This window comes from Stenotrophomonas maltophilia group sp. P373 (genome assembly GCF_053295075.1).
Genome location: NZ_CM129994.1, coordinates 873,665 through 898,952, shown reverse-complemented (window position 1 = coordinate 898,952; position 25,288 = coordinate 873,665). Strand labels below are relative to the sequence as shown.

The window sequence follows — 25,288 nt, the reverse complement described above, 5'->3', positions numbered from 1 at the left end:
CTCAGTCCCTTACTTCTTGATCGCCTTGCGCGGACCCTTGCGGGTGCGGGCGTTGGTACGGGTGCGCTGGCCACGCAGCGGGAGGCCACGACGGTGACGCAGGCCGCGGTAGCAGCCCAGGTCCATCAGGCGCTTGATCGCGATGCCGATCTCACGGCGCAGATCGCCTTCCACGATGTACTTGCCGACTTCGGCGCGCAGGCGCTCGATTTCCGGCTCCGACAGATCGCGGATCTTGGTGGTCGAAGCAACGCCTGCGACTTCGCAGACCTTCTTCGAACGGGTACGGCCGATGCCGTAAATGCTTTGCAACCCGACCCAGACGTGCTTCTGGGCTGGCAGGTTGACGCCTGCAATACGCGCCATGACGCGGTTCTCCAGCTGAGTGATGGCCGACAGCGCGCCTCGGGCACGCCAATCCGGCAGGATGGATCAAAAAAGTGAACTAGCGATACTAACAAGGTTCCGGTTTACATGGAAGCCCGTGAAACCATTGGTTTCATGAACCCGGCCTGGGGAGTGTGCCCAGGCTCCGGCGCCGGATGGGGTTGGACCTGGGGTTTCCCCCGGGGCCGCCCGCGCTACTCCAGCGCGGGACCACCTCATCACACCCCCACCCGGAACCGCTGCGGGGGCCGCCCTTCGTTTGTGTGGCCGGAGTCCGCGAAGCGGAGGGACCATCACGTCAGGAAGACGAAAGTATAACAGGCCTATCAGCCGCGGGCAAAACCGCCGCGGTTGCCGCCCTTCAGGTTGGCCTTCTTCAGCAGGCTCTCGTACTGGTGGGACATCAGGTGTGCCTGCACCTGGGCGATGAAGTCCATCACCACCACCACCACGATCAGCAGCGACGTGCCACCGAAGTAGAACGAGGCATTCAGCTGCGTGCGCATCAGTTCCGGCAGCAGGCAGACGATCACCAGGTAGGCCGAGCCGGCCGCGGTCAGGCGGGTCAGCACGCCGTCGATGTAGTCGGCGGTGGCCTTGCCCGGACGGATGCCCGGAATCAAAGCGCCCGACTTCTTCAGGTTGTCGGCGGTTTCCTGCGAATTGAACACCAGCGCGGTATAGAAGAACGCAAAACCGGTGATCAGCGCAGCGAACACGATCATGTGCAGCGGCTCGCCCGGGCCCAGGGCATTGGCGACCTTCTGCAGGACCTGGCCGAAGCTGCTCTGGTTGGCGGCCTGGCCGGACCACATGGCCAGGGTGGCCGGGAAGGCCAGCAGGCTCGAGGCAAAGATCGCCGGGATGACGCCGGCCATGTTGAGCTTCAGCGGCAGGAACGAGGTCTGGTTCATGTACGCGTTGCGACCGCCCTGGCGGCGCGCGTAATTGACCGTGATCCGGCGCTGGCCGCGCTCCACGAACACCACGAAGAAGGTGAAAGCGAGCACGACGATAGCGATCAGCAGCAGCTGGATGAACTGGATGTTGCCGTCGCGGTAGGCGTCGAAGGTGTGGATGACCGCACCCGGCAGGCCGGCGACGATACCGGCGAAGATGATCAGCGACACGCCGTTGCCGATACCGCGTTCGGTGACCTGCTCACCGACCCACATCAGGAACATGGTGCCGGCAGTCAGTGCGACCACCGCGGTGAGCACGAAGCCCATGCCGGGGGCGTACACGACCGGAGCGCCCGACGGCGAAACCTGCCCCTGCAGGGCCAGCGCGATCGAACCGCCCTGCACCACTGCCAGCAGCACGGCGCCGATGCGCGAATACTGGGTGATCTTGCGGCGGCCGGACTCACCTTCCTTCTGCATCGCCTTCAGGGCGGGGAAGATGTGCACGGCCAGCTGCATCACGATCGATGCCGAGATGTACGGCATCACGTTCAGCGCAAAGATGCTGAAACGGTGCAGGGCGCCGCCCGAGAACATGTTGAACATGTCCACGATGCCGCCGCCCTGCTGTTGCATCATGGCAAGCATGGCATCGGGATTGACGCCCGGCACCGGCACGTAGCAGCCGATGCGATAGACGATCAAAGCCCCGACGACGAACAGCAAACGTTGGCGAAGTTCAGTGAACTTGCCCATTCCGCCCGCGAGGTTACCGATGCCAGCTTGCGCCATGATTTTCTTACTCCGTTACGCTGCCGCCGGCAGCTTCGATCGCAGCCTTGGCACCAGCCGTGGCAGCAATACCCTTCAGGGTGAACGCCTTGGTCACTTCGCCCTTGACGACGACCTTGGCCTTCTTGGCAGTGCTCGGGACCAGCTTGGCAGCACGCAGGGCGGCGAAGTCGATCTCACCGGCCGGCAGCTTGTCCAGCGCGTACAGCAGCACTTCAGCGGTGTCCTTGGCGATCGGCGAACGGAAGCCGATCTTCGGCAGACGACGCTGCATGGGGGTCTGGCCGCCTTCGAAGCCAGCCTTGATCTTGCCGCCACCCTTGCGGGCGAACGAACCCTTGTGGCCGCGGCCGGCAGTCTTGCCCAGGCCCGAGCCGATACCGCGGCCGACGCGGGTGCGCTCGGTGCGGGCGCCCGGTGCCGGGCTCAGTTCATTGAGACGCAGAGTCATGGTCGATTACTCCTCAACCTGGACGAGGTACTGAACCTTGTTGATCAGGCCGCGCACCTGCGGGCTGTCCTTCAGTTCACGCACATCGTTGAGCTTGTTCAGGCCCAGGGCACGCACCGACAGGCGGTGACGCGACTGGGTGCCACGCAGGCCACGCACCAGGCGGACCTTCACAGTCTTGTTGGACTCATTAGCCATGGTTGAGTTCCTCCACCTTCTTGCCACGCTTGGCCGCGATGCGGGCCGGCGACTGCGCAGCAGTCAGGCCCTTCACGGTGGCGCGCACCAGATTGATCGGGTTGCGCGAACCGGTGGCCTTGGCCAGCACGTTCTTCACGCCAACGGCTTCCAGCACGGCGCGCATCGCACCGCCGGCGATGACGCCAGTACCTTCCGAAGCCGGCTGCATGAACACGCGGGCTGCGCCGTGACCATCCTTGATGGTGTGCCACAGGGTGCCGTTGTTCAGGTCAACGCTGACCAGGTTCTTGCGGGCCTGTTCCATCGACTTCTGGATGGCGACCGGCACTTCGCGGGCCTTGCCATAACCGAAACCGACCTTGCCTTCGCCGTCGCCGACCACGGTCAGGGCGGTGAAGGTGAACTGGCGGCCACCCTTGACGGTCTTGCTGACGCGGTTGACCGCGACCAGCTTTTCGATCATGCCGTCGTCGATCTTCTCTTCGCGGTTACGGTCGCGATCGCGACCCCGCTGCTGACGCTCTTCTGCCATGTTGATTCCTTGGTTGTTTGGGTATGTACGGCTCGAGGCCGCTTATGGTTGTGGAGTGACGCGTTGTTCCGGTGGACCGCTGCAGAAGAGCGGCGCCGTCCAGCCTCACTCAGGCTGGCGAGCAGGCAGGCAGGAGGCCATCGGCCCCCTGCCCTTGTCCCTTAGAACTGCAGGCCGGCTTCGCGGGCGGCTTCTGCCAGGGCCTTGATGCGGCCGTGGTAGCGGTAGCCCGAACGATCGAAGGCAACCTTCTCGATGCCGGCGGCCTTGGCGCGCTCGGCAACGATGCGGCCGACCTTGGCAGCGGCATCGGCGTTCTTGCCGTTCTTCAGGCCTTCCTTGACGTCGGTCTGGGTGGTGTTGGCGGCAGCCAGCACCTTCGAACCGTCAGCGGTGAAGACCTGGGCGTACAGGTGCTGGCCGGTGCGCAGCACCGACAGGCGGGCGACGCCGAGCTCACGGATGTGGGCGCGGGTCGACTTGGCGCGACGCAGGCGGGCGATGTTCTTGTTCATGATGTGTTTTCCTTGAAAGCGGAAGCGCCTAATTAGGCCTTCTTGGCTTCCTTACGGATGATGACTTCGTCGGAGTACTTCACGCCCTTGCCCTTGTACGGCTCCGGCTTGCGGAACGCACGGATCTTGGCGGCGACTTCACCGACGACCTGCTTGTCAGCGCCCTGGACCAGGATCTCGGTCTGGGTCGGGGTGGAAATGGTGATGCCTTCCGGCGCCACGAACACGACCGGATGCGAGAAACCGAGCGACAGGCTCAGATCCTTGCCCTGCATGGCAGCACGGTAACCCACGCCGACCAGCTCCAGCTTGCGCTCGAAGCCTTCGGACACGCCCTTGACCATGTTGGCCAGGATCGCGCGCACGGTACCGGTCAGCGCGACCAGGTCGGCGCTCTCGGTGCTCAGGGTGGCAACGCCGCTGTCGACGTTGATGGCAATACCGGCCGGCTTGACCAGCGACAGGGTGCCCTTCGGGCCCTTGACGGTGACGCTTTCCGACTGGACGTTCAGTTCGACCTTACCCAGGGTGACGGGCTTCTTGGCTACGCGGGACATAGTTCTACTCCTTTCGCCTTAGGCCACGAAGCACAGGACTTCGCCGCCGACGCCCAGCTGGCGCGCCTGCGCATCAGTCATGATGCCCTTGGAGGTGGAAATGATGGAGATGCCCAGGCCATTCATGACCTTCGGCAGCTCGCTCTTGCCGCGGTACTGGCGCAGGCCCGAACGCGAGAAGCGCTTCAGGGTCGCGATGACCGGCTTGCCTTCGAAATACTTCAGCACGATTTCCAGCTCGGCCTTGTTGTTTTCCAGCTGGGTCACGCGCAGGTCGGTGATGTAACCCTCGTCCTTCAGGACCTGGGCGATCGCAACCTTGATCTTGGACGACGGGGCTTTCACCGTCTGCTTGCCAACCGCAGCCGCATTCTTGATGCGGACCAGCAGGTCGGCGATGGGATCAGTCATGCTCATATGAGTACCTTTGAGTGCACCGATATCCGCTTTCGCGAAAATCTGTTGTCTCCTGGAAACGGGCCAGGTCCCTTGATGCAGCGGGCCGGGGCCCACTCCTACAACCCCGTTTGCGCAGGGCAAGACGCGGGAGTATACGCCAAAAGAGCCCGACTTGCGCCGGGCTCTTCGGGTTTTTTCGCAGAAAGGAAGCTGAACGCCTCCCTCCCCGGTTCAGAAGCCCCCGAGGGGGCTCCTGATCGCAGGGCCGGCTGGAATTACCAGCTGGCCTTGCGCAGGCCCGGGACGTCGCCACGCATGGTGGCTTCGCGCAGCTTGTTGCGGCCGAGGCCGAACTTGCTGTACACGCCACGCGGACGACCCGACAGCTCGCAACGGTTGCGCTGGCGGCTCGGCGACGAATCGCGCGGCAGCTTGGCCAGCTTGGTTGCGGCGTCGATCTTCTCTTCGTAGGTCGCGTCCACGGAGGACACGATCTTCTTCAGAGCCGCACGCTTCTCAGCGTACTTCTTGGCCAGCTTTTCCCGCTTGATGTCGCGGTTGACCATGGAGGTCTTTGCCATTTCGGTTTCCTCGACAGATCAGTTACGGAACGGGAACTTGAACGCTGCCAGCAGCGCCTTCGCTTCCGCGTCGGTCTTCGCAGTGGTGGTGATGGCGATATCCATACCGCGGATCGCGTCGACGGCGTCGAAGTCGATTTCCGGGAAGATGATCTGTTCCTTCACACCCATGTTGAAGTTGCCGCGGCCGTCGAAGGAACGACCGGAAACACCACGGAAGTCGCGCACGCGCGGCAGCGAGATGTTGATCAGGCGGTCCAGGAACTCGTACATCTTGTGGCGACGCAGCGTGGTCTTGCAGCCGATCGGCCAACCATCACGGATCTTGAACGACGCAACCGAGATACGCGACTTGGTGACAACCGGCTTCTGGCCGGAAATCTTGGTCATGTCCGCGACGGCGTTTTCCAGGATCTTCTTGTTGGTGGCAGCCTCGCCGACACCCATGTTCAGGGTGACCTTGACGAGCTTCGGTACTTCCATCGGATTGGTGTAGCCGAACTGCTTCATCAGCGCCGGCACCACTTCTTCCTTGTAGATCTTTTCGAGACGGGAAGTCATCTTCACATTCCTCAGGCGTCGAGCGCCTCACCGCTGGAGCGGAACACACGCAGTTTGCGTCCATCCTCCAGCACCTTGAAGCCAACGCGTTCGCCCTTGCCCGAAGCCGGGTTCAGCACGTTCACGTTGGAGATATGGATCGAAGCTTCGCGCTCGACCACGCCGCCGGCAACACCTGCCTGCGGATTCGGCTTGGTGTGGCGCTTGACGATGTTCACGTTGGCGACGACCACGCGGTCGCCGTCGACGCGGACGACTTCGCCCTGCTTGCCCTTGTCCTTGCCAGCGTTGACGACAACCTGGTCGCCCTTCTTGATACGGTTAGCCATGATTATCTCCTGTCGCTCACAGCACTTCGGGAGCGAGCGAGACGATCTTCATGAACTTCTCCGAACGAAGTTCACGGGTCACCGGCCCGAAGATACGGGTACCGATCGGCTCCTGCTTGTTGTTCAGCAGGACGGCAGCGTTGCCGTCGAAGCGGATCAGCGAACCGTCGGCGCGACGCACACCCTTGCGGGTACGCACCACGACGGCGTCATACACTTCACCCTTCTTGACCTTGCCGCGCGGAATCGCATCCTTCACGGTGACCTTGATGATGTCGCCGATACCGGCGTAACGGCGCTTGGAACCACCCAGCACCTTGAAGCACATCACCTGCTTGGCACCCGAATTGTCCGCGACGTCAAGGTAGCTCTGCATCTGGATCATGATTCAGACTCCTTATTCAGCCGCACGCGTGATGACTTCCACCACGCGCCAGTTCTTGGTCTTGGACATCGGAGCAATCTCGGTCACGCGGACGACGTCGCCTTCCTTGCAGGCGTTGTCGGCATCGTGGGCGTGCAGCTTGGTCGAGCGCTTGATGTACTTGCCGTACAGCGCGTGCTTGACCTGACGCTCAACCAGGACGGTAACCGTCTTGTCCATCTTGTTGCTGACGACACGGCCTTCGACCGTGCGCAGCGTCTTCTTTTCAGTATTGTCGCTCATAGCGGCCATCCTTACTTCGTGCTGCCGAGCAGGGTCTTGACGCGAGCAATCTCGCGACGGACCCGGCGAATGTCGTGGGTCTTCGGCAGCTGGCCGGTGACCTGCTGCATACGGACAGAGAACTGTTCCTTACGCAGGTCGATCAGGTGGGCCTTGAGTTCGTCAGCCGACTTTTCACGGAGAGTTTTGATATCCATCAGCGCACCGTACGGGTCACGAAAGTGGTGGTGACCGAGAGCTTGGCGGCGGCCAGGCGGAACGCCTCGCGAGCCACTTCCTCGGAAACACCCTCGATTTCATAGATCATGCGGCCGGGCTGGATCTGGGCCACCCAGTATTCCACGTTACCCTTACCCGAACCCATTCGGACTTCGATGGGCTTCTTGGTGATGGGCTTGTCGGGGAACACGCGGATCCACATCTTGCCGCCGCGCTTGACGTAGCGGCTGATCGAGCGGCGGGCCGCTTCGATCTGGCGCGCGGTCAGCTGACCGTGTGCGGTTGCCTTCAGACCGTATTCGCCGAAGCTGACAGCGTTGGCGCTCCAGCTCAGGCCATCGTTACGGCCCTTGTGTACCTTGCGGTACTTGGTTCGCTTGGGTTGCAACATTGTCGTTACCTCGCTTCACGGGCCGGGCGCTGACGGTCACCGCGGTCGCCGCGATCGTGACGATCGTTGCGCGACGGGGTGTCGTCCTGCTTTTCCTGGCCAACCTGGGAGAAATCGAAGACCTCGCCCTTGTAGATCCAGACCTTGATGCCGATGATGCCGTAGGTCGTCTTGGCTTCAGCGAAGCCATAGTCGATGTCGGCACGCAGGGTGTGCAGCGGCACGCGGCCTTCGCGGTACCACTCCGAACGGGCGATTTCTGCACCGTTGAGGCGGCCACCGACGTTGACCTTGATGCCCAGGGCACCCAGACGCATCGCGTTGCCGACCGAGCGCTTCATTGCACGGCGGAACATGATGCGACGCTCCAGCTGCTGGGCGATCGACTCGGCAACGAGCTGCGCGTCCAGTTCCGGCTTGCGCACTTCGGTGACGTTGATGTGCGCCGGGACGCCCATCATCTCGCTCACTTCCTTGCGCAGCTTCTCGATGTCCTCACCGCGCTTGCCGATCACCACGCCCGGACGGGCGGTGTGGATCGTCACGCGAGCGGTCTTGGCCGGACGCTCGATCAGGATCTTGCTGATGCCGGCCTGAGCCAGCTTCTTGCGCAGCATGTCGCGCACTTTCAGGTCGGCTGCCAGGTAACCGGCGAACTCGGCCTTGTTGGCGTACCACTTGGAGTTCCAGTCCTTGGAAATGCCGAGGCGGATACCAATCGGATGAACTTTATGACCCATGGTCTTTTCCTTATCCGCTTACTTGGCGGCGCCCACAACCACAGTGATGTGGCTGGTGCGCTTGAGGATGCGGGTACCGCGGCCTTTCGCCCGCGCCATGAAACGCTTCAGGGTCGGACCTTCATCAACCATGATGGTCTGAACCTTCAGCTCGTCGACGTCGGCGCCCTGGTTGTTCTCGGCGTTGGCAATTGCCGACTCCACCACCTTCTTGATCAGGTGGGCAGCCTTCTTGTCCGAGAACTTCAGCAGGTTGACCGCACGTTCGGCCGGCAGACCGCGCACCTGGTCAGCGACCAGACGAGCCTTCTGCGGGGAGATGCGCGCAGTGCGCAGGATGGCTTTCGCTTCCATTGTCATCTCTCCTTACTTGCCCGACTTCTTGTCACCACCGTGACCCTTGAAGGTCCGGGTGATGGCAAATTCGCCGAGCTTGTGGCCGACCATGTTCTCGTTGACGAGAACCGGGATGTGGTTCTTGCCGTTATGCACGGCAATGGTGATGCCTACCATGTCAGGCAGGATCATCGAACGGCGCGACCAGGTCTTGATCGGCTTCTTGCTGCCCGCAGCGGCCTCCACCTTCTTGACGAGGTGGTGATCGACGAACGGGCCCTTCTTGAGTGAACGTGCCATGGTCGATTAGCCCCTACGATCGCGGACGATGAACTGCTGAGTGCGCTTGTTATGGCGCGTCTTGTAACCCTTGGTCGGGACACCCCACGGGGTGACCGGATGCGGGTTACCCTGGCCGGCCTTGGCCTCACCACCACCGTGCGGGTGGTCAACCGGGTTCATGGCAGCACCACGAACGGTCGGGCGAACGCCGCGCCAACGCTTGGCACCGGCCTTGCCCAGCTTTTCCAGGCTGTGCTCGTCGTTGCCGACTTCGCCGATGGTGGCGCAGCACTCGACCGGAACCTTGCGCATTTCACCCGAGCGCAGGCGCAGGGTGGCGTAGATGCCTTCACGAGCCACCAGCTGCACGGCCGCACCAGCGGCGCGAGCGATCTGAGCGCCCTTGCCCGGCTTCAGTTCGATGCAGTGGATGGTGGTACCGACCGGGATGTTGCGCAGCGGCAGGGTGTTGCCGGCCTTGATCGGGGCGTCCGAACCAGCGATCACCTGATCACCAGCCTTCAGGCCCTTCGGGGCGATGATGTAGCGACGCTCACCGTCGACGTAGCACAGCAGAGCGATGTGGGCGGTGCGGTTCGGATCGTATTCGATGCGTTCCACGCGCGCCGGGATGCCCAGCTTGTTGCGCTTGAAGTCGATGATGCGGTAGTGCTGCTTGGCACCACCACCAACGTGACGCACGGTGATGCGACCGTGGTGGTTACGACCACCCGAGCGGCTCTGCGACTCGACCAGCGCGGCGTGCGGAGCACCCTTGTGCAGGTCGGGGGTGACCACGCGCACGGCCGAACGGCGGCCGGGGGAGGTGGGCTTGAATTTCATCAATGGCATGGGATGTACCTCAGGCCTTGGCCGTTACATCGATCGACTGGCCGTCGGCCAGGCGAACGTACGCCTTGCGCCAATCGCCGCGGCGGCCAGCACGGTTACGGAAGGACTTGTTCTTGCCCTTGACGTTGACCACGTTGACGGCTTCGACCTTGACGTCGAACAGCTGCTCAACCGCGGCCTTTACATCGGCCTTGGTGGCTTCGTTCGAAACTTCGAAGACATACTGATTGGAGAGTTCCTGCAGGCGCGCGGTCTTTTCCGAGACACGCGGGGCACGCAGCACGCTGAAGATTTTTTCGTTGCTGTTCATGCCAGCCACTCCTCGACCTTCTTGACCGCGTCAGCGGTGATGACGACCGTGTCGGCACCCACCAGCGAGACCGGGTCCAGACCCTGCACGTCACGCACCTGCACGTACGGCAGATTGCGGGCGGACAGGTACAGGTGCTCGGACGCTTCCTCGGTGACGATCAGCGGGCGCTTGCCCACTTCCAGGCCGGCCAGCTTGGCGATCAGACCCTTCGTGCTGGTGGCTTCGACGTCGAAGGCCTCCACGATGGTCAGACGGCCCTGACGGTTCAGCTCGGACAGGATCGCGCACATGGCGGCACGGTACTGCTTGCGATTGACCTTCTGCTCGAAGCTGCGCGGCTTGGCCGCGAAGGTGACACCGCCGCCGACGAAGATCGGAGCCGTCAGTGCGCCATGACGCGCGCCGCCGCCCTTCTGCTTCTTCGACTTCTTGGTGGTACCAGCCACTTCGGAGCGAGTCTTCTGTGCCTTGGTGCCGGCGCGACCGGCGTTGCGGTAAGCAACGACGACCTGGTGGACCAGATCTTCGCTGAAATCGCGACCGAACACGGCTTCGGAGACCGAGACCTTGTTGTTGCTACCCGTGATAACGAGTTCCATCGTCATCTCTCCTTATGCCTTGCTCGCCGGACGGACGATCACATCGCCACCCGCCGCGCCCGGAACGGCGCCGCGAACCGCGATCAGACCGCGCTCGACGTCGACCTTGACCACTTCCAGGTTCTGGGTGCTCTGCTGCACCGCGCCCATGTGGCCCGACATCTTCTTGCCCGGGAAAACGCGACCCGGGGTCTGGCGCTGACCCAGCGAACCCGGCGCGCGATGCGACAGCGAGTTACCGTGGGTTGCATCGCCCATACGGAAGTTGTGGCGCTTGATGGTGCCCTGGAAGCCCTTACCCTTGGTGACACCCTGGACGTCGACGATCTGGCCGACTTCGAAGATGTCCGCCTTGACTTCGCCGCCAACGGCGAAATCGCCGAGCTGCGCGTCTTCAACGCGGAATTCCCACAGGCCACGACCCGCTTCCACCTTCGCCTTGGCGAAGTGGCCGGCTTCCGGCTTGTTGACCAGGGCAGCGCGACGCGCGCCGACGGTCACCTGCACGGCGCTGTAGCCGTCGGTTTCGACGGTCTTGATCTGCGCGATGCGGTTCGGGGTTGCTTCGATCAGGGTCACCGGGATGGAGCGGCCATCTTCAGTGAACACGCGGCTCATGCCGGCCTTGCGGCCCACGAAGCCCAACGAATACTTCTTCGTCATGGTCGTAGTCCTCAGGTCAGCTTGATCTGAACGTCGACGCCGGCAGCCAGTTCGAGCTTCATCAGCGCGTCCACGGTCTTGTCATTCGGGTCAACGATATCGAGCACGCGCTTGTGCGTGCGGGTCTCGTACTGGTCACGCGCGTCCTTGTCGACGTGCGGGGAAACGAGAACGGTGTAACGCTCGATCTTGGTCGGCAGCGGGATCGGGCCACGCACTTGCGCGCCGGTCCGCTTTGCCGTTTCAACGATCTCGCTGGCCGAACGGTCGATCAGACGATGATCGAACGCTTTCAGCCGGATCCGGATCTTTTGGTCCGCCATGGCGGTAGGTTCCTTCGTTAAAAGAGCGACAGACAAAGCCTCTGGGTTGCTTTGTCCCATGAAATTCCTGAATACGGACGGCCCGCAGTCCTGCAGGCCGCCAAGGTCAATCCATGGACCTCAAAAACGTAGGCAGACCAGTTACCCGGCCTGCCCAGACGTAGAAGCATAATGGCACACAAGGCAGCTGTCAACAGTCGCCTGTTGACGCCGCCTGAATGGCATTGACCCTTCCTGGTCCGGGGAACACAAGGCACATCCTGTGCCTGCTTTCCCATTTGATACGCCCCGATGCCCTACCCAGGCAACATCGGGGCGCTGATACTACCAGATTACTCGATGATCTTCGAGACCACGCCGGCGCCGACGGTACGGCCGCCTTCGCGGATGGCGAAGCGCAGACCTTCGTCCATGGCCACCGGGTTGATCAGGGTGACTTCCATCTTGACGTTGTCACCCGGCATCACCATTTCGACGCCTTCCGGCAGCTTGGCGGCGCCGGTGATGTCGGTGGTGCGGAAGTAGAACTGCGGACGGTAGCCGTTGAAGAACGGGGTGTGGCGGCCGCCCTCGTCCTTCGACAGAACGTACACTTCGCCTTCGAACTTGGTGTGCGGCTTGATCGTGCCCGGCTTGGCCAGCACCTGGCCACGCTCGACGTCGTCACGCTTGGTGCCGCGCAGCAGCAGGCCAGCGTTGTCGCCTGCCTGACCCTGGTCCAGCAGCTTGCGGAACATTTCAACGCCGGTCACGGTGGTCTTCTGCACCGGACGGATGCCGACGATTTCGATTTCGTCGCCAACCTTGATCACGCCGCGCTCGATACGACCGGTCACCACGGTGCCGCGGCCCGAGATCGAGAACACGTCTTCCACCGGCATCAGGAACGGCTTGTCGATCGCACGCTCCGGCTCCGGAATCCAGCTGTCCAGCGCGTCGACCAGCTTCAGGATGGCCGGCACGCCGATGTCGCTCTGGTCGCCTTCCAGCGCCAGACGGGCCGAACCGGCGATGATCGGGGTGTCGTCGCCCGGGAACTCGTACTTGCTCAGCAGCTCGCGCACTTCCATCTCGACCAGCTCGAGCAGCTCGGCGTCGTCCACCATGTCGGCCTTGTTCAGGAACACGACGATGTACGGCACGCCGACCTGGCGCGACAGCAGGATGTGCTCACGGGTCTGCGGCATCGGGCCGTCAGCGGCCGAGCACACCAGGATCGCGCCGTCCATCTGGGCGGCACCGGTGATCATGTTCTTGACGTAGTCAGCGTGGCCCGGGCAGTCAACGTGGGCGTAGTGACGGGTCGGGGATTCGTATTCGACGTGCGCGGTCGAGATCGTGATGCCACGCGCCTTTTCTTCCGGCGCGGCGTCGATCGAGGAGTAGTCCTTGAACTCGCCACCGAAGCGCTCGGCACCGATCTTGGTCAGTGCGGCGGTCAGCGTGGTCTTGCCGTGGTCGACGTGACCGATGGTGCCGACGTTGACGTGCGGCTTGGTGCGTTCGAACTTACCCTTTGCCATTGTTCTATACCTTGATTGTTCGTAAGTGGTTTCAAGAGAGGCTGAGCGAGGCTCAGCCCTTCTTCATGACGGCTTCGGCGATGTTGGTCGGAGCCGGCTCGTAGTGATCGAATTCCATGGTGAAGGTGGCGCGGCCCTGGGTCTGCGAACGCAGTGCAGTGGCGTAGCCGAACATTTCACCCAGCGGGATCATCGCGTTGATGATGCTGGCCGAACCGTCACCGGTGGTGTCGGAGCCCTGCAGCACGCCGCGACGACGGCTGACGTCGCCCATCACGTCACCCTGGTAATCCTCCGGGGTCACGATCTCGACCTTCATGATCGGCTCCAGCAGCACCGGCTTGGCCTTGGCGAAGCCCTGCTTGAAGGCCATCGACGAAGCCAGCTTGAACGCCATTTCCGAGGAGTCGACGTCGTGGTACGAACCGAACACCAGCTTCACCTTGACGTCCACGACCGGGAAGCCAGCCAGCGGGCCGCTGGTGATGGTTTCGCGCAGGCCCTTCTCGACCGACGGGATGAATTCCTTCGGGATCACGCCGCCGGTGATGTCGTTGATGAACAGGAAGTCGTCCTTGATCATCGGAGCGATCTTCGGATCGGCACGGTCGGCAGCGGTGATCGGCGACAGCTCGATCACGACGTGACCGTACTGACCCTTACCACCGGACTGCTTGGCGTGCTTGTAGTCCGACTTGACGTCGGCCAGGGTGATGGTTTCGCGGTAGGCCACCTGCGGCGCGCCGACGTTGGCTTCAACATTGAACTCGCGCTTCAGGCGGTCAACGATGATGTCCAGGTGCAGCTCGCCCATGCCCGAGATGATGGTCTGGCCGGATTCTTCGTCGGTCTTGACGCGGAACGACGGATCTTCCTGCGCCAGGCGGCCCAGGGCCAGGCCCATCTTTTCCTGGTCCGACTTGGTCTTCGGCTCGACGGCCATCGAGATCACCGGCTCCGGGAACGTCATGCGCTCCAGGATGATCGGGGCGTCCACGGCGCACAGGGTGTCACCGGTGGTGGTGTCCTTCAGGCCCACGGCAGCGGCGATGTCACCGGCCAGAACTTCCTTGATTTCCTCGCGGTTGTTCGAGTGCATCTGCAGGATGCGGCCGATGCGCTCCTTCTTGCCCTTCACCGAGTTCAGCACGGTGTCGCCACCGTTCAGGGTGCCCGAGTAGACACGGAAGAAGGTCAGCGCGCCGACGAACGGGTCGGTGATGATCTTGAAGGCCAGCGACGAGAACGGAGCCTTGTCGTCCGACTTGCGGGTCATTTCGACGGTGTCGTCGTCAACGTCCACGCCCTTCACGTCCGGCACGTCGACCGGCGACGGCAGCAGCTGGATCACGCCGTCCAGCATGGCCTGCACGCCCTTGTTCTTGAAGGCCGAGCCGCAGTACATCGGCACGATCTCGGTGGCCAGGGTGCGGGTACGCAGGGCGTTGATGATTTCAGCCTCGGCCAGCTCTTCGCCGCCCAGGTACTTTTCCATCAGCTCTTCACTGGCTTCGGCAGCGGTCTCGACCATGAACTGGCGAGCCTCTTCAGCCGGGCCCTGCAGTTCGGCCGGGATGTCGCTGTATTCGAACTTCATGCCCTGCGAAGCTTCATCCCAGTGGATGGCCTTCATCTTCAGCAGGTCGACGACGCCCTTGAAGTTGTCTTCAGCGCCGATCGGCAGCTGCATCGGCACGGCAACCGCACCCAGCTTGGCCTTCAGCTGGCCGACGACCTTCTGGAAGTTGGCACCGGTACGGTCCATCTTGTTGACGAACGCGATGCGCGGCACGTGGTACTTGTTGGCCTGGCGCCACACGGTTTCCGACTGCGGCTGCACGCCACCGACGGCACACAGGACGAAGACGGCACCGTCGAGCACGCGCAGCGAACGCTCCACTTCGATGGTGAAGTCGACGTGCCCGGGGGTGTCGATGATGTTGAAGCGGTGCTCCGGCAGGGACTTGTCCATGCCCTTCCAGAACGCGGTGGTGGCAGCGGACTGGATCGTGATGCCACGCTCCTGCTCCTGCTCCATCCAGTCCATGGTGGCGGCGCCGTCGTGCACTTCACCGATCTTGTGGCTCTTGCCGGTGTAGAACAGGATGCGCTCGGACGTGGTGGTCTTGCCGGCATCGATGTGAGCCATGATGCCGAAGTTACGGTAACGCTCGATGGGAGTGGAACGGGCCACGGGAGCCTCTCAGATTTCTTGGATTTCGGATGGCCGAACGCCGCCTTTCGGCGGCCTTCGGATTGGCGCAGTCCTTCTGGGACCGCGAGGCAGCACGCACCGAAGTGGTGCTGCCCTGCCTGTTTTACAAGGCCGTCAAACTCACCAGCGGTAGTGGGCGAATGCCTTGTTGGCTTCGGCCATGCGGTGGGTTTCTTCGCGCTTCTTGATGGCGCCGCCGCGGTTTTCCGAGGCGTCGATCAGTTCAGCAGCCAGCTTCTTCGGCATGGTGTTCTCACCACGCTTGCGCGCGGAGTCGATCAACCAGCGCATGGCCAGGGCCATCTTGCGCGACGAACGCACTTCGACCGGCACCTGGTAGGTGGCACCACCGACGCGGCGCGACTTGACTTCGACCGCCGGAGCGACGTTGTCCAGAGCCTTCTGCACCAGTTCAATGGCGTTGGCGCTGCTGTTCTTCTCGGTGATCACGTCCATGGCGCCGTACACGATCTTTTCGGCGACGGACTTCTTGCCGCTCTGCATGACCATGTTGATGAAGCGGGCGATGGTTTCGCTTCCGTGCTTCGGATCGGGCAGGACGGAACGCTGCGGAGTATTACCCTTACGCGACATAGTGCTCTCTCCTTATGCCTTCGGACGCTTGGCGCCGTACTTGGAACGGGCCTGGCGACGCTTGGCAACGCCGGCGGCGTCGAGCGAGCCACGAACGGTGTGGTAACGCACACCCGGCAGGTCCTTGACGCGACCGCCGCGGATCAGGACCACGGAGTGCTCCTGCAGGTTGTGGCCTTCACCACCGATGTAGGAAATCACTTCTTCCTGGTTGGTCAGGCGGACCTTGGCAACCTTGCGCAGAGCCGAGTTCGGCTTCTTCGGAGTGGTGGTGTAGACACGGGTGCAGACGCCACGGCGCTGCGGGCACTTGTCGAGCGCCGGCGAGGCACTCTTGTAGGTGGTCGCTTGCCGCGGCTTGCGGACCAGCTGGTTGATCGTCGCCATCAGTAGGTTCTTCTGATTGGTGGCCGGAAAATCCGGCCAGAGATGCGGAAATGTTAAAGCAGGCCGAAATTTTGGCCTGCTGAGACAGACGATTGTAGCAACCTGCAAGGAAAGCAGTCAAACGCCTCCTGTCAAGCCCGTCCCTGATCCCGGGACGTTACTGGGGGGCCTCCATGTACCCCGTTCAGATTGGCCGGGTCGATCACGGACGACCTCCCCTGCCCTTTCCCAATCCCATCGATGGACCGATGGGGTGGTCCGGCCTTGCGGCCGGACCGGATACCTCATTCTTCGCCCGAGGCCTGTTCAGCTTCGGCTTCAACCACCGGGGACTCGACCGCAGCCGGGGTGCCGGCCAGGGTCTGCATTTCCGAGTCGGTGAGACCGGAAGCGCCGCGACGGCGGCTGCTGTGGTAGGACAGGCCGGTACCGGCCGGAATCAGGCGGCCGACGATGACGTTTTCCTTCAGGCCACGCAGGTTGTCCTTGGTACCGCGGACGGCAGCCTCGGTCAGCACTCGGGTGGTCTCCTGGAAGGAGGCCGCCGAGATGAACGATTCGGTCGCCAGCGAGGCCTTGGTGATACCCAGCAGGACCGGATCGAAGCGCGCCGGCAGTTCGTTGCGGGTCGACAGGCGCGCATTCTCCTCGATAACGCGCTGGCGCTCCACCTGTTCGCCGTTCAGGAACTTGCTGCTGCCCTGGTCGGTGATCTCGACCTTGCGCAGCATCTGGCGGGTGATCACCTCGATGTGCTTGTCGTTGATCTTCACGCCCTGCAGGCGGTACACGTCCTGGATTTCCTTGACCAGGTAGGCAGCCAGCGGCTCGACACCCAGCAGGCGCAGGATGTCCTGCGGGCTCGGCTCGCCGTCCACGATGGTTTCACCCTTGGTGACATGCTCGCCTTCGAACACGATGACCTGGCGGTACTTCGGGATCAGCTCTTCGTGCTCCGAACCATCAGTGTCCTTGATGATCAGGCGCTGCTTGCCCTTGGTGTCCTTGCCGAAGCTGATGATGCCCGAACGCTCGGCCAGCACCGCCGGATCCTTCGGCTTGCGCGCTTCGAACAGGTCGGCCACGCGCGGCAGACCACCGGTGATGTCGCGGGTCTTCGACGCTTCCTGCGGGATCTTGGCGACAACGTCGCCCACGCCCACCGGGGCGCCGTCCTGCAGGTTGACGATCGAACGCGGCGGCAGCAGGTACTGCGCCGGCAGGTCGGTGCCCGGGATCGACAGGTCGTTGCCCTTGGCGTCGACGATGCGCACGATCGGGCGCAGGTCCTTGGCCTGGGTACCACGACGCTTCGGATCGGTGATTTCGCGCGAGGCCAGGCCGGTCAGCTCGTCGGTCTTCTCGATGACGGTGACGCCGTCGACGAAGTCGATGAAGCGGATGAAGCCGGCCACTTCCGACACGATCGGGTGGTTATGCGGATCCCAGTTGGCCACGGTCTGGCCCGCCTTGATCGCATCACCGTCCTTGGACGTGATGGTCGCACCGTACGGCAGCTTGTAACGCTCACGCTCACGGCCGTGCGCATCGAGCACCGAGATTTCGCCCGAGCGCGACACCGCCACCAGCGAGCCGTTGGCGTGCTCGACCGACTTGAGGTTGCTGAACTTGACCGAGCCGGTGGTCTTGACGGTGATGTTGTCGACCGCAGCAGCTCGCGACGCCGCACCACCGATGTGGAACGTACGCATGGTCAGCTGGGTACCCGGCTCACCGATGGACTGGGCGGCGATGACGCCGACCGCTTCACCGATGTTGACCAGGTGGCCACGGGCCAGGTCGCGGCCGTAGCAGCGCGAGCAGACACCGAAGGCCGATTCACAGGAGATGGTCGAGCGGACCTTGATGGTCTGCACGCCGGCATCTTCCAGCTTGGCAACCCAGGCTTCGTCCAGCAGGGTGTTGCGGGTGACGATCGGATCTTCGTCGTTGCCCGGCAGGAACACGTCCTCGGCAACCACGCGGCCCAGCACGCGATCCTTCAGCGGCTCGACCACGTCGCCGCCTTCCACGATCGGGGTCATGATCAGGCCTTCGGTGGTACCGCAATCCACTTCGGTGATCACCACGTCCTGCGCCACGTCGACCAGGCGACGGGTCAGGTAACCCGAGTTCGCGGTCTTCAGCGCGGTATCGGCCAGACCCTTACGGGCACCGTGGGTGGAGTTGAAGTACTCCTGCACGTTCAGGCCTTCGCGGAAGTTCGCCTTGATGGGCGTCTCGATGATCGAGCCGTCCGGGCGGGCCATCAGGCCACGCATGCCGGCCAGCTGACGGATCTGCGCCTGCGAACCACGCGCACCGGAGTCGGCCATGATGTACAGCGAGTTCATCGACTTCTGGTCGATGGTCTCGCCCTTGGCATTGACGACCTTCTCGGTACCGATGGTGTCCATCATCGCCTTGGCGATGCGCTCGTTGGTGCGCGACCAGATGTCGACCACCTTGTTGTAGCGCTCGCCGGCGGTGACCAGGCCCGACTGGTACTGCTCCTGGATTTCCAGCACTTCGGCTTCGGCCTCGGTGAGGATGCCCTTCTTCTCGTCCGGGATCAGCATGTCGTCGATGCCGATCGAGACGCCGGCGCGGGTCGCATACGCGAAACCGGTGTACATCAACTTGTCGGCGAACACGACCGTGTCCTTCAGGCCGAGCTGACGGTAGCTGGAGTTGATCAGGCGGCTGATGTTCTTCTTGGTCAGCTCGACATTGGCCAGCGCGAACGGCAGGCCTTCCGGCAGGATTTCAGCCAGCAGGGCGCGACCGATCGTGGTGTCCACGATCGAGGTCTTGTTCTGCTTGTTGCCGTCTTCGTCGGTCACCACCTCGGTGATGCGGACCTTGACCTTGGCGTGCAGTTCCACCACGCGGTTGTCGTAGGCGCGCTTGACTTCGGCGATGTTGGCGAAGGCCATGCCCTCGCCCTTCTTGTTCTCCAGCGAGCGGGTCATGTAGTACAGACCCAGCACGACGTCCTGCGACGGCACGATGATCGGCTCGCCGTTGGCCGGCGACAGGATGTTGTTGGTCGACATCATCAGCGCACGCGCTTCCAGCTGGGCTTCCAGCGAGAGCGGCACGTGGACGGCCATCTGGTCACCGTCGAAGTCGGCGTTGAACGCGGTGCAGACCAGCGGGTGCAGCTGGATGGCCTTGCCCTCGATCAGTACCGGCTCGAACGCCTGGATGCCCAGGCGGTGCAGGGTCGGCGCACGGTTCAGCATCACCGGATGCTCGCGGATGACCTCTTCCAGGATGTCCCAGACTTCGGCTTCTTCGCGCTCGACCAGCTTCTTGGCAGCCTTGATGGTGGTGGCCAGGCCACGACGCTGCAGCTTGGCGAAGACGAACGGCTTGAACAGCTCAAGCGCCATCTTCTTCGGCAGGCCGCACTGGTGCAGGCGCAGGTACGGGCCGACCACGATGACCGAACGGCCCGAGTAGTCGACGCGCTTGCCGAGCAGGTTCTGGCGGAAGCGGCCCTGCTTGCCCTTGATCATGTCGGCCAGCGACTTCAGCGGGCGCTTGTTGGTGCCGGTGATGGCACGACCGCGGCGGCCGTTGTCCAGCAGTGCATCGACCGATTCCTGCAGCATGCGCTTTTCATTGCGCACGATGATGTCCGGCGCGCTCAGTTCGAGCAGGCGGCGCAGGCGGTTGTTGCGGTTGATGACGCGGCGGTACAGGTCGTTCAGGTCGGAGGTCGCGAAGCGGCCGCCATCCAGCGGGACCAGCGGACGCAGGTCCGGCGGCAGCACCGGCAGCACGGTCATGACCATCCATTCCGGACGGTTGCCCGATTCCAGGAAGGCTTCGATCAGCTTGATGCGCTTGGTGAGGCGCTTGAGCTTGGTTTCCGAACCGGTAGCGGCGATTTCCTCGCGCAGGCGGGTCATCTCCGACTGCAGGTCGATCGTGCGCAGCAGTTCGTAGACGGCCTCGGCGCCCATGGCGGCGTCGAAGTCGTCACCGTGTTCCTGGCGCGCCTGCAGGTACTGTTCCTCGGTCAGCAGCTGGCGGCGCTCCAGGGCGGTCAGGCCCGGCTCGGTCACCACGTACGCTTCGAAGTACAGCACGCGCTCGATGTCGCGCAGGGTCATGTCCAGCATCAGGCCGATGCGCGACGGCAGCGACTTGAGGAACCAGATGTGCGCGACCGGCGAGGCCAGGTCGATGTGGCCCATGCGCTCGCGGCGCACCTTGGCCAGGGTCACTTCGGTACCGCACTTTTCGCAGACCACGCCGCGGTGCTTCATGCGCTTGTACTTGCCGCACAGGCACTCGTAGTCCTTCACCGGGCCGAAGATGGCGGCGCAGAACAGGCCGTCGCGTTCCGGCTTGAAGGTACGGTAGTTGATGGTTTCCGGCTTCTTCACTTCGCCGAAGGACCACGAACGGATCAGGTCCGGCGAGGCCAGCGCGATCTTGATCGCGTCGAAGTCCAGCGTCTGGCGCTGCTGGTTGAAGAGGTTGAGCAGGTCTTTCATGGTGTTCTCCAGAAGGAGGAATGCTGTGTCGATGGGCTTTCAGTTCACTGCCAGCGGCGCGGCGGCGGACCGCCGCGCCGGCATGGATCAGTTGTCTTCCAGTTCCATGTTGATGGCCAGCGAGCGGATTTCCTTCACGAGCACGTTGAAGGATTCCGGCATGCCCGCGACCATCTCGTGCTCGCCGTCGACGATGTTCTTGTACATCTGGTTGCGGCCCTGCACGTCATCGGACTTCACCGTCAGCATTTCCTGCAGGGTGTAGGCCGCGCCGTAGGCTTCCAGCGCCCAGACTTCCATTTCACCGAAGCGCTGGCCGCCGAACTGCGCCTTGCCGCCCAGCGGCTGCTGGGTGACGAGCGAGTACGGACCGGTCGAACGGGCGTGCATCTTGTCGTCGACCAGGTGGTTCAGCTTCAGGTAGTGCATGTAACCGACGGTGGTATGGCGGTCGAAGGCTTCACCGGTGCGGCCGTCGTACAGCTGGGTCTGGCCACTGCTCGGCAGGTCGGCCAGTTCCAGCATGCGCTTGATTTCCGCTTCGGTGGCGCCGTCGAACACCGGGGTGGCCATCGGCACGCCGTCGGTCAGGTTGCGGGCCAGGCGCAGCAGCTCCTCGTCGCTGAACTGCGACAGGTCGACACGGTTGGCCACGTTGGTGTCGTCGTGGTTGTAGATGTCGTCCAGGAACTTGCGCAGGTCGGCGACCGCCGCCTGGGCTTCCAGCATCGCCTGGATCTTGCGACCCAGACCCTTGGCGGCCCAGCCCAGGTGCACTTCCAGGATCTGGCCGATGTTCATACGCGACGGCACGCCCAGCGGGTTCAGCACGATGTCCACGGTCTCGCCCGAGGCCATGTACGGCATGTCCTCGACCGGCACCACGTTGGACACCACACCCTTGTTGCCGTGGCGGCCTGCCATCTTGTCACCCGGCTGGATGCGGCGCTTCACCGCCAGGAACACCTTGACCATCTTCAGCACGCCCGGGGCGAGGTCGTCGCCCGCGGTGATCTTGCCGCGCTTGTCGGCGAAGCGACGCTCGAATTCCTTCTCGTGCGCCTGGATCTGCTTCTGGGCGCGCTCGATGGCTTCCGAGGCGTCCTCGTCCTTCATGCGCAGGGCGAACCAGTCAGACTTCTTCAGGCCGTCGAGGAAGGCGTCGGTGATCACGTCACCCTTCTTCAGGCCAGCACCACCATTGACCACCTTGCCCACGATCTGCGAACGCAGACGCATGTAGATGGCCGCTTCCAGGATGCGGAACTGGTCATCGAAGTCCTTCTTGACGCGCTTGATTTCGGACTCTTCGATCTGGCGCGCGCGCTTGTCCTTCTCGATGCCGTCGCGGGTGAAGACCTGCACGTCGATGACGGTGCCGTCCATGCCCGGCGGAACGCGCAGCGAGCTGTCCTTAACGTCCGAAGCCTTCTCGCCGAAGATCGCGCGCAGCAGCTTCTCTTCCGGGGTCAGCTGGCTTTCGCCCTTCGGGGTGACCTTGCCGACCAGGATGTCGCCAGCGCGCACTTCTGCACCGATGTACACCACGCCGCTCTCGTCCAGGCGGTTCAGCGCCTGCTCGGAGACGTTCGGGATGTCGGCGGAGATTTCCTCCGGCCCCAGCTTGGTGTCACGCGCGACGCAGGTCAGCTCTTCGATGTGGATCGTGGTGTAGCGATCCTCTTCCACCACGCGCTCGGAGAGCAGGATGGAGTCTTCGAAGTTGTAGCCGTTCCACGGCATGAACGCGATCAGCATGTTCTGGCCCAGGGCCAGCTCGCCGATGTCGGTGGACGGACCGTCGGCCAGCACGTCGCCGCGGGCGATGACGTCACCCACCTGGACCAGCGGACGCTGGTTGATGCAGGTGTTCTGGTTCGACCGGGTGTACTTGACCAGGTTGTAGATGTCCACGCCGGCGTCGGTGGCGCCAACGATCTCTTCCTCGTTGACCTTGACCACGATGCGGGCGGCGTCGATCTGCACGATCTCACCACCACGACGGGCGTTCACGGTCACACCCGAGTCACGCGCCACGGCGCGCTCGATGCCGGTGCCGACCAGCGGCTTCTGCGAACGCAGGGTCGGCACGGCCTGACGCTGCATGTTGGCGCCCATCAGTGCGCGGTTCGCGTCATCGTGCTCCAGGAACGGAACCAGCGCGGCCGCGATCGAGACGGTCTGCATCGGCGAAACGTCCATGAAGTGGACTTCCGCCGGCGGCTTCAGCAGCGATTCGCCCTGGAAGCGGCACGGAACGAACTGCTCGGTCAGGGTGCCCTTGGCGTCGGTCAGCGCGTTGGCCTGCGCAATGACGTACTCGTTCTCTTCAATGGCCGACAGGAACTCGACTTCGTCATAGACCTTGCCGTCCACGACCTTGCGGTACGGGGTCTCGAGGAAACCGTACTTGTTGGTGCGGGCGTACACGGCCAGCGAGTTGATCAGGCCGATGTTCGGGCCTTCCGGGGTTTCGATGGTGCAGACGCGGCCGTAATGGGTCGGGTGCACGTCGCGCACTTCGAAGCCGGCGCGCTCACGGGTCAGGCCGCCCGGGCCCAGGGCCGAGACGCGACGCTTGTGCGTCACTTCCGACAGCGGGTTGTTCTGGTCCATGAACTGCGACAGCTGCGAGGAGCCGAAGAACTCCTTGATGGCAGCGGCGACCGGCTTGGCGTTGATCAGTTCCTGCGGGGTCAGGCCTTCCGACTCGGCCATCGACAGGCGCTCCTTGACCGCACGCTCGACGCGGACCAGGCCGACGCGGAACACGTTCTCGGCCATTTCGCCGACCGAACGCACGCGACGGTTGCCCAGGTGATCGATGTCGTCGACCACGCCGCGACCGTTGCGGATCTCGGTCAGGACCTTGATCACGTCCAGGATGTCGGAGCTTTCGCCGTGGGCAGCGACCAGGCGCTTGGACTCTTCGTCGTTGCGCTCGCCGAAGTACTTGCTGTCGTACAGCACGGCTTCGCCGGTGGTTTCCTTGCGGCCCACGCGACGGTTGAACTTCATGCGGCCGACCGCGGACAGGTCGTAGCGCTCGAAGGTGAAGAACAGGTTGTGGAACAGGTTCTGCGCGGCATCCTTGGTCGGCGGCTCGCCCGGACGCATCATGCGGTAGATCTCGACCAGGGCTTCCAGCTGGGTCTTGGTCGGGTCGATACGCAGGGTGTTGGACAGGTACGGGCCACGATCCAGGTCGTTCACCCACAGGGTGCCCACGGCATCCACACCGGCCTTGCGGAAGGCCTGCAGCTGCTCGTCCGTGATCTCGTCGTTGGCCTGGGCCAGCAGTTCGCCGGTCGAGGCATCGACCACGTCGTGCGACAGGATGCGGCCGACGATGTAGTCGTCCGGCACGGCCAGGGCGGCAATGCCCGAGGCTTCCAGCTGCTTGATGTGACGCGCGGTGATGCGCTTGCCGGCTTCCACGATGACCTTGTCGCCGTCGGCGAGGTCGAAGCCCAGGGTCTCGCCACGCAGGCGCTCCGGCACCAGCTCCAGCTGGACGCCTTCATCCGGGTTGATGTGGAAGGTGTTGATCTCGAAGAACTCGGCCAGCATCTCTTCGTTGCTGTAGCCGAGCGCGCGCAGCAGGATCGACACCGGCAGCTTGCGGCGGCGGTCGATACGGGTGAACAGCGCGTCCTTCGGGTCGAACTCGAAGTCCAGCCAGGAGCCGCGGTAGGGAATGATGCGGGCGCTGTACAGCAGCTTGCCCGAGCTGTGGGTCTTGCCACGGTCGTGGTCGAAGAACACGCCCGGCGAGCGGTGCAGCTGGGAGACGATGACGCGCTCGGTGCCGTTGACGATGAAGGTGCCGTTCTCGGTCATCAGCGGGATTTCGCCCAGATAGACCTCCTGCTCCTTCACGTACTTGATGGCCTTGGTCGACGACTCACGGTCGTAGATCACCAGGCGCACGGTCACGCGCAGCGGGGCGCCGTAGCTCATGCCGCGCTGGCGGCACTCACGCTCGTCGAAGACCGGTTCGCCCAGCTTGTAGCCGACGTATTCCAGGGCAGCGTTGCCGCTGTAGCTGGCGATCGGGAAGACCGACTTCAGCGCAGCGTGCAGGCCGTGGTCCGTGCGCTTGGCCGGATCGACGTTTTCCTGCAGGAATTCACGATAGGAATCCACCTGGATGGCGAGCAGGAACGGCACTTCGAGAATCGAGCGCTGCTTGCCGAAATCCTTGCGGATACGCTTTTTTTCGGTGAACGAATAGGACGTCATGAGGTCTTCCACCTTGTTGTGCGGATCGTGCGCCCACGATCCGAAGGGAACTTGAAATTGTCAGTTGGAAGTCGCTGGTATTGCCGGCACCAGCACGCCTTCTCCCGCTACTTCCAACTGCCAACTCGTCTGCTACCACTCCCCCGCTGCCGCGCTCGGCGCTGGCCTGCCGGGGTTTGACTGCAGCCCGTGTTGGGCTTTTTCCTGCTTTTGAAACAGTAGAGCCG

The 25,288-nt window shown here is 63.2% G+C and carries 29 protein-coding genes; all 29 read right to left on the bottom strand.

The window, feature by feature from the left end; translation table 11 throughout:
* Positions 1-9 precede the first annotated feature (9 nt).
* The 29 genes from rpsM to rpoB all read right to left on the bottom strand — a co-directional run bounded on the left by rpsM (position 10) and on the right by rpoB (position 25,061).
* Positions 10-366, bottom strand: coding sequence for a 30S ribosomal protein S13 (gene rpsM, locus ACSYHF_RS04100; protein ID WP_004154500.1), 357 nt, complete (start codon positions 364-366; stop codon positions 10-12).
* Positions 367-713: 347 nt separating this feature from the next.
* The gene (gene secY / locus ACSYHF_RS04095; RefSeq protein WP_005415420.1) at positions 714-2,081 is read right to left on the bottom strand and encodes a preprotein translocase subunit SecY; all 1,368 of its coding nucleotides are present in this window, start codon (positions 2,079-2,081) and stop codon (positions 714-716) included.
* A 7-nt stretch (positions 2,082-2,088) separates the two neighbouring features.
* On the bottom strand, positions 2,089-2,532 hold the full coding sequence (rplO, locus tag ACSYHF_RS04090) for a 50S ribosomal protein L15 (RefSeq protein ID WP_004154498.1): 444 nt from the start codon (positions 2,530-2,532) through the stop codon (positions 2,089-2,091).
* 6 nt (positions 2,533-2,538) lie between these two features.
* The gene (rpmD, locus tag ACSYHF_RS04085) at positions 2,539-2,730 is read right to left on the bottom strand and encodes a 50S ribosomal protein L30 (RefSeq protein WP_005408214.1); all 192 of its coding nucleotides are present in this window, start codon (positions 2,728-2,730) and stop codon (positions 2,539-2,541) included.
* The gene (gene rpsE, locus ACSYHF_RS04080) at positions 2,723-3,265 is read right to left on the bottom strand and encodes a 30S ribosomal protein S5 (RefSeq protein ID WP_005415419.1); all 543 of its coding nucleotides are present in this window, start codon (positions 3,263-3,265) and stop codon (positions 2,723-2,725) included. Before rpsE ends, rpmD begins: the two co-directional genes overlap by 8 nt.
* Positions 3,266-3,426: 161 nt before the next feature.
* The gene (rplR, locus tag ACSYHF_RS04075) at positions 3,427-3,780 is read right to left on the bottom strand and encodes a 50S ribosomal protein L18 (protein WP_004154495.1); all 354 of its coding nucleotides are present in this window, start codon (positions 3,778-3,780) and stop codon (positions 3,427-3,429) included.
* A 32-nt stretch (positions 3,781-3,812) separates the two neighbouring features.
* Positions 3,813-4,337, bottom strand: a complete 525-nt coding sequence (gene rplF, locus ACSYHF_RS04070) for a 50S ribosomal protein L6 (protein ID WP_005415418.1) — start codon at positions 4,335-4,337, stop codon at positions 3,813-3,815.
* 18 nt (positions 4,338-4,355) lie between these two features.
* Positions 4,356-4,754: a 30S ribosomal protein S8 gene (gene rpsH / locus ACSYHF_RS04065; protein WP_005415417.1), complete on the bottom strand. Its 399-nt coding sequence runs from the start codon at positions 4,752-4,754 to the stop codon at positions 4,356-4,358.
* Positions 4,755-5,011: 257 nt separating this feature from the next.
* Positions 5,012-5,317: a 30S ribosomal protein S14 gene (gene rpsN / locus ACSYHF_RS04060; RefSeq protein WP_005408209.1), complete on the bottom strand. Its 306-nt coding sequence runs from the start codon at positions 5,315-5,317 to the stop codon at positions 5,012-5,014.
* 18 nt (positions 5,318-5,335) lie between these two features.
* The gene (rplE, locus tag ACSYHF_RS04055) at positions 5,336-5,878 is read right to left on the bottom strand and encodes a 50S ribosomal protein L5 (protein WP_005415416.1); all 543 of its coding nucleotides are present in this window, start codon (positions 5,876-5,878) and stop codon (positions 5,336-5,338) included.
* Positions 5,879-5,889: 11 nt separating this feature from the next.
* Positions 5,890-6,207 carry a 50S ribosomal protein L24 gene (gene rplX, locus ACSYHF_RS04050; RefSeq protein ID WP_004154490.1) on the bottom strand — a complete coding sequence of 106 codons (318 nt, stop codon included), beginning with the start codon at positions 6,205-6,207 and terminating at the stop codon, positions 5,890-5,892.
* Positions 6,208-6,223: 16 nt separating this feature from the next.
* Complete coding sequence (gene rplN, locus ACSYHF_RS04045) at positions 6,224-6,592, bottom strand: 50S ribosomal protein L14 (protein ID WP_010483978.1); 369 nt, start codon at positions 6,590-6,592, stop codon at positions 6,224-6,226.
* A gap of 12 nt (positions 6,593-6,604) precedes the next feature.
* Positions 6,605-6,874, bottom strand: a complete 270-nt coding sequence (gene rpsQ, locus ACSYHF_RS04040) for a 30S ribosomal protein S17 (protein WP_004154489.1) — start codon at positions 6,872-6,874, stop codon at positions 6,605-6,607.
* An 11-nt stretch (positions 6,875-6,885) separates the two neighbouring features.
* Positions 6,886-7,071 (bottom strand): 50S ribosomal protein L29, encoded by a 186-nt coding sequence (rpmC, locus tag ACSYHF_RS04035; protein ID WP_004154487.1) that lies wholly within the window; start codon positions 7,069-7,071, stop codon positions 6,886-6,888.
* A complete protein-coding gene (gene rplP / locus ACSYHF_RS04030) occupies positions 7,071-7,484 on the bottom strand; it encodes a 50S ribosomal protein L16 (RefSeq protein ID WP_004154486.1) in 414 nt (137 codons plus the stop codon). Before rplP ends, rpmC begins: the two co-directional genes overlap by 1 nt.
* A 5-nt stretch (positions 7,485-7,489) precedes the next feature.
* Positions 7,490-8,224: a 30S ribosomal protein S3 gene (gene rpsC, locus ACSYHF_RS04025; protein ID WP_005415414.1), complete on the bottom strand. Its 735-nt coding sequence runs from the start codon at positions 8,222-8,224 to the stop codon at positions 7,490-7,492.
* 18 nt (positions 8,225-8,242) lie between these two features.
* Positions 8,243-8,578, bottom strand: coding sequence for a 50S ribosomal protein L22 (gene rplV / locus ACSYHF_RS04020; RefSeq protein ID WP_004145348.1), 336 nt, complete (start codon positions 8,576-8,578; stop codon positions 8,243-8,245).
* A gap of 12 nt (positions 8,579-8,590) precedes the next feature.
* Positions 8,591-8,860, bottom strand: a complete 270-nt coding sequence (gene rpsS, locus ACSYHF_RS04015) for a 30S ribosomal protein S19 (protein WP_005415413.1) — start codon at positions 8,858-8,860, stop codon at positions 8,591-8,593.
* A gap of 6 nt (positions 8,861-8,866) precedes the next feature.
* On the bottom strand, positions 8,867-9,694 hold the full coding sequence (rplB, locus tag ACSYHF_RS04010) for a 50S ribosomal protein L2 (RefSeq protein WP_004145339.1): 828 nt from the start codon (positions 9,692-9,694) through the stop codon (positions 8,867-8,869).
* Between the two features lie 10 nt (positions 9,695-9,704).
* Complete coding sequence (rplW, locus tag ACSYHF_RS04005; RefSeq protein ID WP_004145338.1) at positions 9,705-10,004, bottom strand: 50S ribosomal protein L23; 300 nt, start codon at positions 10,002-10,004, stop codon at positions 9,705-9,707.
* Positions 10,001-10,606, bottom strand: coding sequence for a 50S ribosomal protein L4 (gene rplD, locus ACSYHF_RS04000; RefSeq protein WP_005415412.1), 606 nt, complete (start codon positions 10,604-10,606; stop codon positions 10,001-10,003). The genes rplW and rplD overlap by 4 nt, the downstream gene beginning before the upstream one ends.
* Positions 10,607-10,618: 12 nt before the next feature.
* A complete protein-coding gene (gene rplC / locus ACSYHF_RS03995) occupies positions 10,619-11,269 on the bottom strand; it encodes a 50S ribosomal protein L3 (RefSeq protein WP_004145336.1) in 651 nt (216 codons plus the stop codon).
* An 11-nt stretch (positions 11,270-11,280) separates the two neighbouring features.
* Positions 11,281-11,592 (bottom strand): 30S ribosomal protein S10, encoded by a 312-nt coding sequence (gene rpsJ / locus ACSYHF_RS03990; protein ID WP_005408208.1) that lies wholly within the window; start codon positions 11,590-11,592, stop codon positions 11,281-11,283.
* Positions 11,593-11,924: 332 nt separating this feature from the next.
* The gene (gene tuf / locus ACSYHF_RS03985) at positions 11,925-13,115 is read right to left on the bottom strand and encodes an elongation factor Tu (RefSeq protein WP_065178958.1); all 1,191 of its coding nucleotides are present in this window, start codon (positions 13,113-13,115) and stop codon (positions 11,925-11,927) included.
* A gap of 52 nt (positions 13,116-13,167) precedes the next feature.
* Complete coding sequence (fusA, locus tag ACSYHF_RS03980) at positions 13,168-15,309, bottom strand: elongation factor G (protein WP_049414677.1); 2,142 nt, start codon at positions 15,307-15,309, stop codon at positions 13,168-13,170.
* Positions 15,310-15,450: 141 nt separating this feature from the next.
* Positions 15,451-15,924: a 30S ribosomal protein S7 gene (rpsG, locus tag ACSYHF_RS03975; RefSeq protein WP_004145321.1), complete on the bottom strand. Its 474-nt coding sequence runs from the start codon at positions 15,922-15,924 to the stop codon at positions 15,451-15,453.
* A gap of 12 nt (positions 15,925-15,936) precedes the next feature.
* On the bottom strand, positions 15,937-16,311 hold the full coding sequence (rpsL, locus tag ACSYHF_RS03970; RefSeq protein ID WP_004145320.1) for a 30S ribosomal protein S12: 375 nt from the start codon (positions 16,309-16,311) through the stop codon (positions 15,937-15,939).
* Between the two features lie 284 nt (positions 16,312-16,595).
* Positions 16,596-20,819 (bottom strand): DNA-directed RNA polymerase subunit beta', encoded by a 4,224-nt coding sequence (gene rpoC, locus ACSYHF_RS03965; protein WP_061480645.1) that lies wholly within the window; start codon positions 20,817-20,819, stop codon positions 16,596-16,598.
* 87 nt (positions 20,820-20,906) lie between these two features.
* Positions 20,907-25,061, bottom strand: a complete 4,155-nt coding sequence (gene rpoB, locus ACSYHF_RS03960; protein ID WP_005415409.1) for a DNA-directed RNA polymerase subunit beta — start codon at positions 25,059-25,061, stop codon at positions 20,907-20,909.
* Between the last annotated feature and the right edge of the window lie 227 nt (positions 25,062-25,288).